This is a genomic window from Burkholderia sp. Bp8986 (assembly GCF_003854225.1).
In the GTDB taxonomy this organism is placed as follows: Bacteria; Pseudomonadota; Gammaproteobacteria; order Burkholderiales; family Burkholderiaceae; genus Burkholderia.
Window position 1 is genome coordinate 146,064 of sequence record NZ_QTQM01000009.1, and the last position, 14,614, is coordinate 160,677.

The 14,614-nt window shown below is 65.8% G+C and carries 16 protein-coding genes and 2 pseudogenes; 10 read left to right on the top strand and 8 right to left on the bottom strand.

The window, feature by feature from the left end; translation table 11 throughout:
- The first annotated feature begins 216 nt into the window (after positions 1-216).
- Positions 217-924, top strand: coding sequence for an MgtC/SapB family protein (locus DID99_RS11810; protein ID WP_044843160.1), 708 nt, complete (start codon positions 217-219; stop codon positions 922-924).
- A 48-nt stretch (positions 925-972) separates the two neighbouring features.
- On the opposite strand, the gene DID99_RS11815 is transcribed toward DID99_RS11810, so the two are convergent.
- On the bottom strand, positions 973-1,692 hold the full coding sequence (locus tag DID99_RS11815; RefSeq protein ID WP_124488191.1) for an autoinducer binding domain-containing protein: 720 nt from the start codon (positions 1,690-1,692) through the stop codon (positions 973-975).
- A 73-nt stretch (positions 1,693-1,765) separates the two neighbouring features.
- On the opposite strand from DID99_RS11815, the gene DID99_RS11820 reads away from it, so the two are divergent.
- The 4 genes and pseudogenes from DID99_RS11820 (at position 1,766) to DID99_RS38350 (ending at position 4,613) form a co-directional block, all read left to right on the top strand.
- The gene (locus tag DID99_RS11820; protein ID WP_124666750.1) at positions 1,766-2,209 is read left to right on the top strand and encodes a DUF4902 domain-containing protein; all 444 of its coding nucleotides are present in this window, start codon (positions 1,766-1,768) and stop codon (positions 2,207-2,209) included.
- A gap of 209 nt (positions 2,210-2,418) precedes the next feature.
- Positions 2,419-3,030 carry an acyl-homoserine-lactone synthase gene (locus DID99_RS11825; RefSeq protein ID WP_124666751.1) on the top strand — a complete coding sequence of 204 codons (612 nt, stop codon included), beginning with the start codon at positions 2,419-2,421 and terminating at the stop codon, positions 3,028-3,030.
- Between the two features lie 52 nt (positions 3,031-3,082).
- Complete coding sequence (locus tag DID99_RS11830; RefSeq protein WP_124666752.1) at positions 3,083-3,874, top strand: hypothetical protein; 792 nt, start codon at positions 3,083-3,085, stop codon at positions 3,872-3,874.
- Between the two features lie 354 nt (positions 3,875-4,228).
- Positions 4,229-4,613: pseudogene (locus DID99_RS38350) on the top strand (VOC family protein).
- A 21-nt stretch (positions 4,614-4,634) separates the two neighbouring features.
- Here DID99_RS38350 and DID99_RS11840 read toward each other — a convergent pair.
- Together DID99_RS11840 and ribA are read right to left on the bottom strand one after the other, a co-directional pair.
- On the bottom strand, positions 4,635-5,264 hold the full coding sequence (locus DID99_RS11840) for a GNAT family N-acetyltransferase (protein WP_260444568.1): 630 nt from the start codon (positions 5,262-5,264) through the stop codon (positions 4,635-4,637).
- Between the two features lie 196 nt (positions 5,265-5,460).
- Positions 5,461-6,111 carry a GTP cyclohydrolase II gene (ribA, locus tag DID99_RS11845; protein WP_044846712.1) on the bottom strand — a complete coding sequence of 217 codons (651 nt, stop codon included), beginning with the start codon at positions 6,109-6,111 and terminating at the stop codon, positions 5,461-5,463.
- A gap of 177 nt (positions 6,112-6,288) precedes the next feature.
- Here ribA and DID99_RS11850 point away from each other — a divergent pair, with 177 nt between their 5' ends.
- On the top strand, positions 6,289-6,750 hold the full coding sequence (locus tag DID99_RS11850) for a CBS domain-containing protein (protein WP_044846711.1): 462 nt from the start codon (positions 6,289-6,291) through the stop codon (positions 6,748-6,750).
- A gap of 153 nt (positions 6,751-6,903) precedes the next feature.
- On the opposite strand, the gene DID99_RS11855 is transcribed toward DID99_RS11850, so the two are convergent.
- Entirely contained in the window at positions 6,904-7,233 is a 330-nt protein-coding gene (locus tag DID99_RS11855) for a DUF4148 domain-containing protein (protein WP_044846710.1), read from the bottom strand.
- Between the two features lie 514 nt (positions 7,234-7,747).
- Between DID99_RS11855 and DID99_RS11860 the strand changes: the two genes are divergently transcribed.
- The gene (locus DID99_RS11860) at positions 7,748-8,146 is read left to right on the top strand and encodes a GreA/GreB family elongation factor (RefSeq protein ID WP_044846709.1); all 399 of its coding nucleotides are present in this window, start codon (positions 7,748-7,750) and stop codon (positions 8,144-8,146) included.
- A gap of 186 nt (positions 8,147-8,332) precedes the next feature.
- Here the strand turns inward: DID99_RS11860 and DID99_RS11865 are convergent, their stop codons facing one another.
- On the bottom strand, positions 8,333-9,439 hold the full coding sequence (locus DID99_RS11865) for a porin (RefSeq protein ID WP_044846708.1): 1,107 nt from the start codon (positions 9,437-9,439) through the stop codon (positions 8,333-8,335).
- Between the two features lie 612 nt (positions 9,440-10,051).
- On the opposite strand from DID99_RS11865, the gene DID99_RS11875 reads away from it, so the two are divergent.
- Positions 10,052-10,426 carry a YXWGXW repeat-containing protein gene (locus DID99_RS11875; RefSeq protein WP_124488197.1) on the top strand — a complete coding sequence of 125 codons (375 nt, stop codon included), beginning with the start codon at positions 10,052-10,054 and terminating at the stop codon, positions 10,424-10,426.
- A gap of 297 nt (positions 10,427-10,723) precedes the next feature.
- Here DID99_RS11875 and DID99_RS11880 read toward each other — a convergent pair whose 3' ends face one another.
- A complete protein-coding gene (locus tag DID99_RS11880; RefSeq protein WP_124666754.1) occupies positions 10,724-11,110 on the bottom strand; it encodes a helix-turn-helix domain-containing protein in 387 nt (128 codons plus the stop codon).
- Between the two features lie 259 nt (positions 11,111-11,369).
- Between DID99_RS11880 and DID99_RS11885 the strand changes: the two genes are divergently transcribed.
- Positions 11,370-11,846: a nuclear transport factor 2 family protein gene (locus DID99_RS11885; protein ID WP_124666755.1), complete on the top strand. Its 477-nt coding sequence runs from the start codon at positions 11,370-11,372 to the stop codon at positions 11,844-11,846.
- 265 nt (positions 11,847-12,111) lie between these two features.
- Here the strand turns inward: DID99_RS11885 and DID99_RS11890 are convergent, their stop codons facing one another.
- Both DID99_RS11890 and DID99_RS37820 read right to left on the bottom strand, forming a co-directional pair.
- A complete protein-coding gene (locus DID99_RS11890; protein WP_124666756.1) occupies positions 12,112-13,362 on the bottom strand; it encodes an MFS transporter in 1,251 nt (416 codons plus the stop codon).
- Between the two features lie 150 nt (positions 13,363-13,512).
- Positions 13,513-13,749: pseudogene (locus DID99_RS37820) on the bottom strand (MFS transporter); the annotation flags it as partial.
- Between the two features lie 317 nt (positions 13,750-14,066).
- Between DID99_RS37820 and DID99_RS11900 the strand changes: the two are divergent.
- Positions 14,067-14,600, top strand: coding sequence for a VOC family protein (locus DID99_RS11900; RefSeq protein WP_124666757.1), 534 nt, complete (start codon positions 14,067-14,069; stop codon positions 14,598-14,600).
- Positions 14,601-14,614: the final 14 nt, after the last annotated feature.

The window sequence follows — 14,614 nt, forward strand, 5'->3', positions numbered from 1 at the left end:
CAGCACTCCGTTGCGTGCGCCGCTTGCCGCCTGAACGCCTGTCCGACGCAGTTCTCCTGCCGCGGCTCGCGTTCCGCGAGCCCGCACGCCATCCGTTTCACATTGAATGACGCATCCGCGCGGTACAGTACCGCGCGATGACGGCCATCGTGCCGCGTTCGGCTTCGCGCCGCCGCGCCGCGGGCCGGCATGCGCACTTGGCACGGCAGGACCATCATGACTCTCGATTTCGCACTCCGTCTTTTCACTGCGTTCGCCTGCGGCGTCGCGATCGGCCTCGAACGCCAGATGCGGCAACGCACGGCGGGGCTGCGCACGATCACGCTCGTCGCGAGCGGCGCCTGCCTGTTCGTCACGCTCGGCGTGCTGACCGGCAACGGCGTGGCCGGCGTCACGCAGATCGCCGCTTACGTCGTGTCAGGCGTCGGCTTTCTCGGCGGCGGCGTGATCATGCGCGACAAGGGTTCGATCCAGGGCATCAACACGGCCGCGACGCTGTGGTGTTCGGCCGCCGTCGGCGTGCTGGCCGGCTCCGGCCACTACGTGCCGGCCCTGGCCGGCACGGGCGTCGTGCTGCTCACCAACACGGTGCTGCGCGGCGTCAGCCAGGCGATCAACGCGACACCCGTGTCGAATGCCGACCTCGTGCGCGAATACCAGATCACCGTGATCTGCCTCGCCGCCGACGAAGTGCACATCCGCACGCTGCTGTCGAATGCGATGTATGCGAAACCGCTGTCGTTCCAGAGCCTGACGAGCGAGGACGTGCCCGAGCAGCCGGACCGGCTGAAGGTGACCGCGACGCTGAAGCTGCATCCGAAGGATCAGCAGAAGCTCGAGCAGATCGCGAGCCGGATGAGCATGGAGAAGAGCATTTCCAGCGTGAGCTGGACCGCGAAGGAAGCGGAGCCGATGATGGAGTGAGCGCAAAGGCGGCCGGCTCGGCACGACCGCCCCGCCGCCAGTTTTGCGTCAGGGCGTATCGATGAGCCCGGCCGAGATCGCCTTGACCACCGCCTGGACCTTGTTGGTCGCGGCGAGCTTCTCGAGGATGTTGTTCACGTGGAAGTTGACCGTGCGCTCCGAGATGCTGAGGATCTGGCCGATCTCGCACGCGGTCTTCCCTTCGGCCGTCCAGCACAGCACCTCGCGCTCGCGCGCGGTCAGCGTGACGCTCGCCTCGGGCGACAGCTTCGGCACCATGAAGCGGCTCATCAGCGAATGCGACAGGTTCGCGAGCCAGTTGGTCTGCAGCGTCAGCATGTTGATCTCGGCCGGCGTGAGCCGGTCCGCATGACGCGCGATGCTCAGCAGCCCGAACGCGCCGCGCGCCGCCCAGCTCGACTGCGCGACGCCCACCGACAGCCCGTGGTCGCGCGCGTCCCGCCAAAGCGGACACGGATCGATCCGGTCGACGTCCGGCCAGACGATCATGTTGGTGCTGAGCGCGCCGTCACGCACCGTCGAGTCGATCTCGATGTAGTTCTGCGCCTGGTAGTGGGCCATCCAGCCGTCCGGATAGGTATCGAAGATCGCGACGGCAGGCTTCGACACGGGCAACGGCACGCGAATGCCGTAACAGCAATATTCGAAGCCGAGGCGTTTAGAATAAGCGGCGATCCGCTGGAAGAGCTGCTGCTCGTCTTCCGCGGCGCTGAATTGTTGGTAGGCATCCTGCCAGCGCAGTTCCATTCATTCTCCGACAACGTTACGCTGTCATACCTGTCAGGTGCCAGCGCCGGTTCGGGGCTGATACATTCCGCGCATGACTTCACCTTTGTTGCACCCGGTCCGCGGCCCGTCTCCGGACGGCTACGTGCGCCTGTCCGAAAGCGCGCTGGCCGCGCTCGCGCTCGACCATGTCGCGAGCGGCCTCGATGCATCGCTGCTCGCGGAACTGCGCGACAGCGCCGTCGACGCGCGTCTGGCCGGCTACACCGAATGGCACCGCCCGGCCAGTGCCGGCCTCGCGTACCTGACGGTCGGCTGGGACTGGTATCTCGAGCGCGCGACGGGCACGTTCGCGATCGCGGGCGGCGACGTCCGCAGCAACATCATGGCCGTCGACGCCACCGGCGCCGACCTCGGCATGTTCCGCACCGCCGCCGTGCTGGCCGCGCGGCTCGCACACGTCGATTGGCCGGCCGCGGTTGCGTCGGCATTGCTCGGTCGCAACGACGTCTATCATGCCGGTCCCGTGCTCCAGTGACAACCGGCCGCGCTTTCGTCTGACATTTCCGCAAGACTGGCGCTCTTTATAAGCAAAAGCCGCCGGTATTTCAATCCCGCCGATCAAGAAACCGTTACCACCGGTCGAATGGTGTCGGCGCGGCCTCACCCTGTAAGAGTTACCAGTTACCGCCTCCTCGGGACGCGCGATGTAATGCGGGCATACCAAAGTACCGATCCGAGGACACCATGCGGACCTTCGTTCACGATGAAGGGCGGTTACCACACGAACTTGCAGCGGATCTCGGGCGCTATCGGCGCCATGTGTTCGTCGAACAGCTCGGTTGGGCGCTCCCGTCGGCGAACGAATGTTTCGAGCGCGACCAGTTCGATCGCGACGATACCGTCTACGTGTTCGCGAGAAACGCCTGCGGCGAAGTGTGCGGATGTGCGCGCCTGTTGCCGACCACCCGCCCGTATCTGCTGAAGTCGCTGTTCGCCGACCTGATCGCCGAGGACGTCGCACTGCCGCAATCCGCTGCCGTCTGGGAGCTGTCGCGGTTCGCGGCGACCGGCAACGACGAAGGCGGTCCCGGCAATGCCGAGTGGGCCGTCCGCCCGATGCTCGCCGCGGTCGTCGAATGCGCGGCGCAACGGGGCGCGCGGCAGCTGATCGGCGTGACGTTCGCGAGCATGGAGCGGCTGTTCCGCCGGATCGGCGTGCACGCGCACCGGGCAGGTCCCCCGAAACAGGTGGACGGTCGTCTGGTTGTCGCGTGCTGGATCGACATCGATCCGCAAACGTTTGCCGCACTAGGAATCGAGCCGGGACGGGCTGCCCGGCAAGCCATCGCCGCCTGAGCCGGAACGCGCGTAGTCCGGCCGGGCGGCACCGTAACGAAGGAGAACCACCGTGGACCAGTCTCAGGTCTTTCGCGCGATGATGCCCGGGTTGACGGGCGCCGGCGGCGCCCGCGTCGCAGTCGCCTACCCGTCGTTTGCGCGGCCGCTGCCGCTCGTGCGGCTCGATCGCCGCGGGCTCGTGTTCCGGGCCGCCGGCGCCGCGCCGCTCGTGTGCGGGCTGCCGCGCACGGCGACGCTGCTGGTGGCGGACGAGCCGCTCTGCTCGCTGCGCCTCGTGATCCGCGACGTCGCCGCTGTCGGCGACGGCCGGCGCGACCTGACGATGCAGCCGTCCGGTGCCGCCGGCGACGAACTGCTGTGGCACGCACTGCGCGACCGCAAACCGTACCGGCAGACCGGGCAGCCGCTTGCGCCCGTCGATGCGGCCATCGCGCCGAACGGCGAGCCGCAGGCCGCGGGCGGCGGCGGCGGCGGCGGCGGCGGCGGCGGCGGCGGCGCGCAGCGTCCGTCGCGTAGTGCGGCGTTCCGTCTGCGCTGCCATAGCGACGCGCTGTTCTTTGCCGACTGGCTCGAATATCACTTCGACGAGCTGCGCGCGCTGTCGCAGCGACACGGGCCGCAACTGCAGCTCAATCAGCTGCAACGGCAAGTCGCCGACGACGAGGTGGGCGTGCGCTTCGTCTACGACATCGACGGACACGCGACGCGGCATGCGCTGACCGACTGCGCGCGCGAGGCCTGCGCGTGGATCGAGACGGAAATGCGCAACAAGTACGCGGTGCCGCTTGCGCAGGAGCGGTTCGGCACGTTTGCCGCGCACGCGCGGGCAGGCGCAATGTAGGAGCGACGGATACGCGGATACGCGACGGCCGCCGCACCGACGGCGCGTCGGCTGTTCGGCAGGACACGGTGGAACGCCCGCGACAGCTGGATGGCGTGCAGCACCAGCCTGGTCAGGACAGCTCGAGGCGCGCTGCGTTGCACAATTACAACTAGGGCTTGCCATCCCTCGGGTTTTCCCTTAAAGTTACATCCGTCTCCTCCATGTCTCCAAACATGGATTCAGCCCGCTCCAGTAGCGGGCTTTTTCTTGCCTGCGACAATTTATCGGGGACACATCAAAGCCCCCTGCGAGCAGCGCGCCCGCGCCTGCCCGGCGGCATCGACGAATCGCTCCCCCCTAGCCGACATCGTCATGCACGCCCACCTGCGCATCGCGCGCCCCGTCGCCGACCTCGCCAGAACCGAGCACATGTACCGCGACGCATTCGAGCCAGCAGTGCTCGCGCGCTTCGACGATCACGACGGTTTCTCCGGCGTGATACTGGGACGCGAAGGACTCGATTACCACTTTGAATTCACGCACTGTCCGGCGCATCCGGTCGCCCCGTCGCCGCCCCGAAGACCTGATCGTCTTCTATCTTCCCGACCGCCCGGCATGGGAAGCCGCGTACGCACGCGCAGTCGCGCACGGCTTCATGCGGGCGACATCGTTCAATCCATATTGGAATGCGTCAGGACAGACGTTCGAGGACGCCGACGGCTACCGGATCGTGCTGCAGAACGCGAGGCGGCATTAACGGCCGCGTGCCCGGGGCGCGTTACGCGCCGACGTAGTCATCCGGACGAACGGGCGTTGCGTGCGCGACAAACACCACATGCGGTCGCAGCGCATGCCCCGGCGGCAACGCAGGATGCTCGAAATCGCGCATCGGTTGCCGCGCCATCCCGAGTTGCTGCGCAACACGCTGCGATCGCTGGTTGGCAGCAGCCGTCCATGCAAAGATCTCGCCGAGCCCCGCCCGGCCGAACCCGTCGACCAATACCGCAGCGGCCGCTTCCGCGACATGGCCATGCCCCCACGATGTGCGGGCCTGGCGCCACATGATCTCGACGCACGGCGCCATCGGATGCTCGTCACGAACTTCACGCGACAACCCGCAGAGCCCGATCAGCGCGCCATCCGCACGGCGCTCGATCGCCCACACACCGAAACCGTGCGCGTCGAAATGCGCTTCGAAGCGTGCGATGACGGCCTCCGCCTCATCGAAGGACATCGGGCCACGCGCCAGCCACGCGGTCACATCGGGATCCGCGTGCATCGCAACCAGCGCACCGGCATCGCCCGGCCGCCAGCGACGCAACGTCAAACGTTCGGTTTCTATCTTCAATGGCGGATCAACCGTGATCGGGAGGTGCAGAAGGCATGGGGTGCGTCGGGCCGCGTACACCGTTCTCGTAACGCAGGAGCGAGCTCGAAGGCGAAGCGGAGGGATGAAGCAATCGCGCTCGTCAGCTGCGCCGGCAACCAGCGGCGACAGTCACGAGAACCGGCGACGGGAATTGAACGCGGCGGGACGCATCGTCCCGTCCGGCGTTCACGGAATGAGCGCGACGCCCGATCGGGCGCCCCCGCGTCGAACGCGATTACTCGTTTTCTTCGAAGTAATGCCCGAACTTGACCTGCTTGGTCCGGATGTAACGCTCGTTTTCCTCGCGCACGGGCACTGCGAGCGCCACGCGTTCACACACGGGAATGCCGTGCTTCACGAGCGTGTCGAACTTCTTCGGGTTGTTGCTCATCAGCCGCACCGACGTCACGCCGAGGATCCGCAGGATCGCGGCGGCCGAATCGTATTCGCGCGCGTCATCGGGCAGGCCGAGGTCGAGATTCGCCTCGACGGTGTCGCGCCCCTGCTCCTGCAGCGCATATGCGCGGATCTTGTTGCTCAGGCCGATGCCGCGCCCCTCGTGGCCGCGCAGATACAGCAGCACGCCGCGATCTTCCGCCGCGATGTAGCGCAGCGCGAGATCGAGCTGCTCGCCGCAATCGCAGCGGAAGGAGCCGAACACGTCGCCGGTCAGGCACTCGGAATGCAGCCGCGTGAGCACGGACTGCTCGCCGGTGACGTCGCCCATCACGAGCGCGAGATGTTCGGCATCGCTGCCCGATACGCGGAAAGCGTACGACGTGAACGTACCGTAGCGCGTGGGCAGCGACGCGGTGGCGACGAGCGTCACGCACTCGTCTGCCTGGCCATTGCCCTGCGTGGGCGATTGGGGACGCGAAGACATCATGAATTCAATCGAAACGATCTGGAATGTAGGAGTTGTGTGGATAGTGCGTGACCGGAGTTTACCGCTAATCTGGAAACGTCACGCGACTGCCGCAGCAGGCCCGGCTATACTGGGCCCGTCGGGTGCCGCGCATCACGCCCTGCCTTCCCTGCATCGTCCCGCACACGGAGAAAGCAAATGAGCACGACTGTCGCGCAAATTCTCAAAGCCAAGCCGGATTCCGGCCGCACGATCTACACCGTCAAGAAAGCCGATTTCGTCTATGACGCCATCAAGCTGATGGCGGAAAAGGGAATCGGCGCATTGCTGGTCATGGACGGCGACGACATCGCGGGCATCGTCACCGAGCGCGACTACGCGCGCAAGGTCGTGCTGCAGGACCGTTCGTCGAAAGCCACCCGCGTCGAGGAAATCATGACGGCCAAGGTGCGCTACGTCGAACCGTCCCAATCCACCGACGAGTGCATGGCACTGATGACCGAGCACCGGATGCGCCACCTGCCCGTCATCCAGGACGGCAAGCTGATCGGCCTGATCTCGATCGGCGACCTCGTGAAGAGCGTGATTGCCGACCAGCAATTCACGATCAGCCAACTGGAACACTATATCCACGGCACCCCGACGGTCACGTCCGCCTGATCCGTCCCAGCGAAAAAGGCCCAAACGCGCGAGCGTCTGGGCAGAAAAGCCGCCGGAATGCGGCGACGGAGGTTCTGCTCTGCTGACGCAGACGCGCGCAAGCGGCGCGCGTCCCGTCGGTCACATGCTGTGTTCGGGCAGACCCGGGAATGTTCAGTTGCCGAAGTAGACGGAGTTCACGGGATTCGCGGCTTCATGCGTCATGCGGCGGCCCGACTGGCCTGCGCCCGTCGCCACCGCACCATAACCGCTCGTATCGGCCTGGGCGAGCATCGGCTGGTTCGGCTGGATCCGTTGTTCCGCGGCCTGGATGTTGTCCGGATATTGCGAATCGCTCGCGAGCGGCTTGTAGCCGTTCTGTTCGAGTTGCACGAGCTCGGCCCGAACCTGGTCGCGAGTCAAGCCCTGCTCGGACTGTGCGAACGATGCGATCGGGGCGGCAAGAACGGATGCAGCGATCGCTGCGTAGATGATCGACTTCATGGTGGACCTCCGAAATATGTTCTCTTTTGACGTCGCTCCCGGCGGGACTGTCTGAAGCGATGGATCAAGTGTAGTGCTGGCGATACCAAGGGGAAACCCTTAGTTTGAACATACAGCGTTGCATTTTCGGAAAAAATCGACCGCTGTCACCGTGCGCGATCGCTATTACTTAAATCATTTTCACAACAATGCCTGACGAAAGGCCGACAGCCGAAGCACCGATCCGGAAGGTTGTGTTGTAGAATCGTAAGGTTTTATTCACCTCTCGACACCCCATTCACCATGCACGCGCCCATGCTCGCTTCGGTTTCGCCGCCTGGCCCGGTCGGCGTGCGCGTGCGCGCCGGCCAGCCGGCGCATCCCCTCGCTCGACGCACGGCCCAGGCGCCGCTCGCGCCTGCCCGGCGCCTGATCTGACGGCTCGGTCTCCTTCCCGGAGCCAGGTCAGACAGGCTCCGGGCGATCCCCATAGGCACGCCCCGCCTGCCCCATGCCGATCATTTGGAGAACTGCCATGAAACAACGCCTTTATCAGTTGACCGAACTCGACGTTGCTCGCCTCGAGAAGCACGCCGAACACAACCCGCGCTTCCAGACGATGCTCGACACGCTGCTCGAGCGCGCAGACATCGTGCAACCGGACGCCATCAAGGCAAACGTCGTCACGATGAACTCGCAGATCACACTGCTCGACGAAGCGACCCAGGAACAGGCCACCTGGACGATTGTTTATCCGGACGCCGCCAATCTCGAGCTCGGCCGCCTGAACGTGTTCTCGCCGGTCGGCATGGCGCTGCTCGGCACGCAACGCGGTCAGCTGGTGAAAGTGCTGCAGCCGAGCGGCGCCGAAAGGCTGATGAAGGTCGCCGCGATCGTGTTCCAGCCGGAAGCCAACGGCGAATACACGCGCTGATGCTGCCGGCCGGCAGCGCACACGTCGGCACACCAAGCAAAAAGCGAGGCTCAGCGCCTCGCTTTTTTTGCGGCCGGACGATACGCAGCGTCATCGCAGCCCGCATCGCCGATGCGGCGGGCGAAAAAAAAGGCGCCCGAAGGCGCCTTTTTCGATACTGCGAAGCTGGTTACCCAGCCGTCACGCTTAGAAGCGGTGACGCAGACCAACCGTTGCTGCCGTTTGGTTGATCGACGAGCTCGGCAGCGTGTTGACGTCGCCGTTGTAGATCGATGCGCCAACGCCGTTCTTCGCAGCGCGCTGGTACACAGCTTGTGCGTAGACGTCGGTGCGCTTCGACAGCGAGTAGTCAGCTTGCAGGCCGAACTGGTTCCAGTGCGTGCTTTCGCCAGCAACCTTCGCGTTCGTGTACGTGTACGCTGCGCCCAGGCCCAGAGCCGGCGTCAGGTTGTACTTCGCGTTGACTTCGTAGTTGTCAGCGTGGAACGTAGCCGCGCCGTTAGCTTGGTTGTCGACACGCGATTGCGTCCATGCTGCGCCAACTTGCGCCGGGCCGAATGCGTATGCAGCAGCCGCGCCGTACGTGCGCAGGCGGCCTTGGCCGTTGAACAGAGCCGACGACGAGTCAACTGCGCCCGTGCCGTTGTTGTTCGGGTTGTTCGCTTGCGAGTAAGCTGCACCCAGCTTCAGGCCTTGGTACTGGTACGACACGCCGCCGCTGTAAGCACGGTTGTTGCCGAAGTTCGTGCTGTTCGAGAACGAGTACGTGCCGCCGAATTGCAGGCCAGCGTAGTTCGCGCTTGCGAACTTGATCGTGTTGTTAGCCGAGTAGCCGCCGTTCGTGCTCAGGTTGTCGTTGTTGAACGGGTGAGCGAAGTACGTACCGCCCCACGAGCCCGTTGCGGTCAGCGGTGCCAGGTAGTCCTGGACGGAGTCGTACTGCTTACCCAGCGTAACCGTGCCGTACTGGCTCGACAGGCCGACGAAAGCCTGGCGGTTGAACATGCCGTTGTTGTTCGCGAACTTGCCGTTGCCGATGTTGAAGCCGCTTTCCAACGTGAAGATTGCCTTCAGGCCGCCACCGAGGTCTTCCGAACCACGCAGACCGAAGCGGCTCTGGTCAATGCCCGAACCCATCGACCACAGCGACTTGCCTTGGCCAGCTGCGTTCTGGACGTTGCTTTGGTAGGTGATGCCTGCGTCCAGCACGCCGTACAGCGTGACGCTGCTTTGCGCGTGAGCGACGGTAGCGAACGATGCTGCAGCTGCTGCAACGATCAGAGTCTTGTTCATTCGTGGAGCTCCCTTCTAAAAAGAGGCAGGTCTCGCGACCTTGTTCATAAACGGTCTGCAACCGCCCGGGAGCGCCATCGGTCCTTCTGGCCGCGCCCGGATAGTTGCCCGTTTGGGAACCGTGAGTTTAGGGGTGTACCCTAGGGGCGCGATCTGCAAATAAAGAAATAAGCTTTTCCAGAACTAGAAATAATGAAAGTGGGGACGCGTTATAAGTATTTGTTTTAACGTCTTTTTTTGACCTATTGACGGATGTTTTTTGGAGGCTTTCATCCCACCATTCTTTCGTGTCATCGTCTTGACGGTTGCATAGAAACAACAAACGGAATCGATGGAACCACACGAAAACGGTAATTTTTACCCAAAACAATCTCAAATGTTGGGTCTGGCCGCCTAAAACGCAGCGACTGAACGGTAAACATTCGGCCGCGCGGCCGTAGCCGACCCCATTGGCCGTCGGCGCCAACTGCAACAGGGAGATCGGCGGCGGCACCCTGGGTGCCGCCGGGCCGCCGTGACATGCGGTAACAGCCTTAACGGCCCGCGTAACCCGGCTGCGGGACCGGCAGGCTAATGTAAGGCGGCTCCGACAACATATATAGAGGACCCGCCATGAATCGACGCTCGTTGCTGCGCGCCGTCGGACTGACCGCCGCCTTCGCCGCCACCGGCGGCTGGCTGCGTACCGCCTCGGCCCAGCCCGCCCCACCCGGGTACCGGCCGCCGGGACCGCCTCCCGGCCACGGCAGGCCGCCTTATTCCGATCGCCCGGGCTTCGCGCCGCCTGCACCGCGGCATGATCGCCGGCCGCCGCCTCCACGGCCGCACGGCTATGTCTGGACCGACGGCTACTGGCGCTGGCAGCGCGGCCACTATATATGGGTGTCCGGACGCTGGGTCGCCCGCCGCCCCGGGCGCAGGTGGGTACCTGGATACTGGCGGCGCCAGGGTCAAGTGTGGGTCTACGTCGACGGCACCTGGCGTTAAGTCGTCCGCGGCGGCCGTGGCTCGGCGCGAAGCCGCCGCTTCCGCGCCCTTGCCGATCGACACGCCGCCCTGTCTGCATTCGAGCTGACCGACCGGGCGGATGCCGATCGCGCTCGCCCCGGTCACGACGGTCGTCGGCACCCCTCAAACGCCGATCGCCACGCGTGCGTTGCGCCCTTCGCGACACCGCACGCGAAAGCAGCGCCCTCGAAACGTTCGGATAACGAAATCATCTGTTGCTGCCGCAACGCACGCATCCTGTCGCCGGTCGTCACGCGACCACACGACGCACTCTGCTCAACGCCCGCCGCTTTCCTGCTCGCGCGCGCGGCGACGGGCCGCGCAAATCGCACGATGATGTTCGTCGGCCCAGCGGATCAGCGCGTGCATCGGCGTCAGGAACGAACGCCCGAGGTCCGTCAGCGCATATTCGACGCGCGGCGGCACCTCGGCATACAGCGTGCGGCTGACGAAGCCGTCCTGCTCGAGCCGCTTGAGCGTGCGCGACAGCATCTGCTTCGACACGTCGCCGATCGCACGGGCGAGTTCGTTGAAACGCATCGTGCCGCCGGACAGCGCCTCGAGCACGAGCAGGCTCCACTGGTCGCCGATGCGGTCGAGCACATCGCGGATCGGGCACGGCTGATCGAGTTCGACGGATTCGTCGGCGGACGGAAACGACATGACGGGATTCTCTTTCACGGGCAATGCACGGTCACCGCGGTGTGACCTGTTCACACCGTGGTGACTTCTTGTGACGGGTTCGCGGCAACTGTACCATTCGATCGACTCGATGGCCGAGCGGACTTGCCAGTTCTACGAAGCATACGCACGCGCACCACCGGCACCCCGTCGCCGCCGATGACGACGATCGGCGTCATCCGCAGTCGCACACCACGCACCGCGCGTCCGTCCACGCATCTCCAGACAAGGAACCTGCCGCATGTCATCGCTCCGCTCGCCCGTCCGTACCGTTGCCGCGTTCGTCCTGCTTGCCGCATCGACCGCCGCGCCGGCCGCCGGCCCGGCCGCGCGCGACCTGGCCGCCGAGGAAGCCAACCGCCAGCTCGTGCTGACGTTCTACGACCGCTTCTTCAACAAGCACGAAGCGCTCGAGGCTGCCGCCGTCGTCGCCGACGACTACAAGCAGCACAACCCGCACGTGCCCGACGGCAAGAAGCCGTTCGTGTCGTACTTCGTCGGCGCGTTCCAGAAGAACCCCCAATCGCGCGCGCAGATCGTCCGCAGCGCGACCGACGGCGACCTCGTCTATCTGCACGTGCACGCGACCGAGCGCCCGGGCGATCGCGGCGAAGCGGTGGTCGACATCTTCCGCGTGAAGGATGGCAAGATCGTCGAGCACTGGGACGTGATCCAGCCGGTGCCCGAAAAAGCCGCGAACGGGAACACGATGTTCTGACCGGGCGGGCCGCGCGCCGATGCGCGGCCGACCGCTTCGCACGCTTGAACGCGGCCAGCGCACCGGCCACGCATGCGTCGTGCGACATCGAGCGCGAGCACCTGCCCGGTCGTCAGCACGTCGCCGCACGCGGCCCCGCGCCAGATTGCCGCCGTGGGCTGACCCGTCGTGACCGCGAGGCGCCAGTGTCGGGCCGCGCGGTCACGCGCGACATCGGCCCGCAGGACAACGTCCGACCGGATCGGGCCAACCTGCGCGCAACCGTCTACGACAGCGCGGCCGCGCGCCCGCCGGCCTGCTTGCGCCCGTAGCCCACCATCATCACGAAGCTGAGCAGGAAGCCCACGCCGCCGATCAGCAGCAGCCCGCTCTCGCCGAATACCGGCAGCAGGTTCGTCAGCGCGCCCGTCACGACCCATGCGACGGCCATCACCGAGCCCGCGACGCCGAGCACCCAGCCCTGCCGGTCCTCGCTGACGGCATCGGAAAACGCCGTATACATGGTCGTGTAGGCGACCATGTCGAAACAGCCGACCACCATCGCGAGCGCCCACAGCACCGGCTCGTGCGGAAACAGTGCCGACGCGATCTGGCCGAGGCCCGCGACGAGCAGGCCCGTCTTCGCGATGTCGACCACACGCCACACGCGCAGCATCAGCCGCACGACGAACAGCAGGCCGAACACGAAGCAGATGCCGATCACGCCGCTGAACAGCCCGAGCCGCGCGCTCGTATAGCCGAACTTCGCCTGCAGCAGCAGCATGATGGTCTGCAGGTAGAGTCCATAGCCGACCTGCATCAGGAAGAACACCACCGACAGGAACGCGACGTTGCGCTGACGTGCGGCTTCCCCGATGATCCGCAGCGGCAGCAGCGGATCGATGCGCGTGTCGCTGCGCGGCGCGGCCGTGTCGCGATACGACGCCCAGGTCCAGAACGCGCACACGAGCGACAGCGCGGCGACGAGCACGAACGGCGTGCCGTAGTCGAACAGCGGCGAGATCGTCCGGTCGGACGTGACGCCGCCGAGCACGGGGCCGACGATCACGCCGGCGCTGAACGCGAGCGACATGATGCTCATGTTGTACGCCTTGTTCCCGGGCGTGCTCAGGTCGGTGATGGCCGCCTGCGCGATGCCCTGGCAGCCTGCCATCAAACCGGTGAGCCCGCGGCCGGCCAGCAACAGCGCGACGCTCCCGTGCCACGCGCCGGCGGCCATCAGCGCATAGCCGGCAGCAAGGCCGAGCACGCACAGCAGCAGGGTTCGGCGGCGGCCGTAACGGTCCGACAACTCGCCCATCAGCGACGAGCCGAAGAACATGCAGAGCGGATAGATCCCGTAGCCGACACCGAGGTAGAAATTGCGCGCGTGTTCGCCGGCGTCGGCCGGCAGGATGCCCGCGTGAGGATCGCTGAAGATCGCGGACATCATCGGGTAGACGAGCCCGAACCCCATCGCGTCGATCGCGATGGCGAGCAGGCAGGGGCCGAGCAGCGTGTAGTCGAGCCGGGACATGGCGACCTTCCGGACAGAGTGGATGATCGCGCAAGCGTAACGAGCGGGCGGCGGCCCCGGTAGGCCGCTGTCCGCGATGCTAACCATCGGCGGCGCCGATACGCCGCATGCCGCCCGGGCCGATGGCTGATCGCCCCGAATGGCGAACGACTATTTGGCGCTCAGCGGCTCGCCCGAGAATTGCCGGCGCGCGAGCACGCACGGCGCGCCGTCGTGCATGAACACGCTCGCGGCCAGCCCGAACGATGCGGCGAACAGCATGTACCACGCGGGCGCGACGGGCGACCCGCTCGCACGCGTCAGCCATGTGACGATGAACGGCGCGAAACCGCCGAACACCATCACGGCAACGTTGTACGCGAGCGCGACGCCGGTCGATCTCGTCCGGTTTACGCGCTTCGTCAGCTTCGGCTCCGCCCTGCTTTGCTGCTTTGCTGCTTCCCTGCTTCCCTGCTTCTCCGCTTGCCGCTTGCCGCTTTCCTGCTTCCGCGCTTTCCTCGCCTTCCTCGCCTTCCTCGCCTTCCTCGCTCGTCCTGCCCTGTACGCAAATCCGTCGTCAGCGATGCAGCGCCGAGCGGCGTCCGCATAGCGTGCAGCTAGTCCGTTTGGACGGCACGCCGCGCCGCCTTTGTTGCCATCATGACCGTCACTCATCGCGCGCCGGATGCCGCACGAAACGGCGCCGCGCCCGCCACGGAGACACCATGAACGACCCTATCCTCGGCCCCATCGACCAGATCGGCTATGTGGTCGCCGATCTCGACCGCAGCATCGCGCGCTGGCGCGCCCGCCACGATGTCGGCCCGTGGACCGTGTTCCGCAACGTGCGGCTCGACGGCCGCTGCCTCGGCGAAGCGACGACGGTCACGATGGATGTCGGGCTCGCGTATCGCGCCGATCTGCAGATCGAACTGATCCACGTGACGAACGACGCGCCGTCGCCGTACCGCGATGCGCACGGACAACTGGTCGCGGGCCTGCATCACGTCGCATGGGTGGTCGACGATCTCGATGCCGCCGTCGCGCAACTTACGGCGCGCGGGATGCGCGTGGTGTTCGACGCGCGCAACCCGGCCACGCGCGTGGCCTATCTCGACGACGCCGACGATCCCGGCGTGCGCGTCGAAGTGATCGAAGGTGCAGGCATGCGCGCGATGATCGCGCACGGCATCGCCGAAGCGCATACCTGGGACGGCGCCGATCCGGTCCGCATCATCGACGCGTCGGCCGCCGCCTGAGCGGGCCCGCGCGC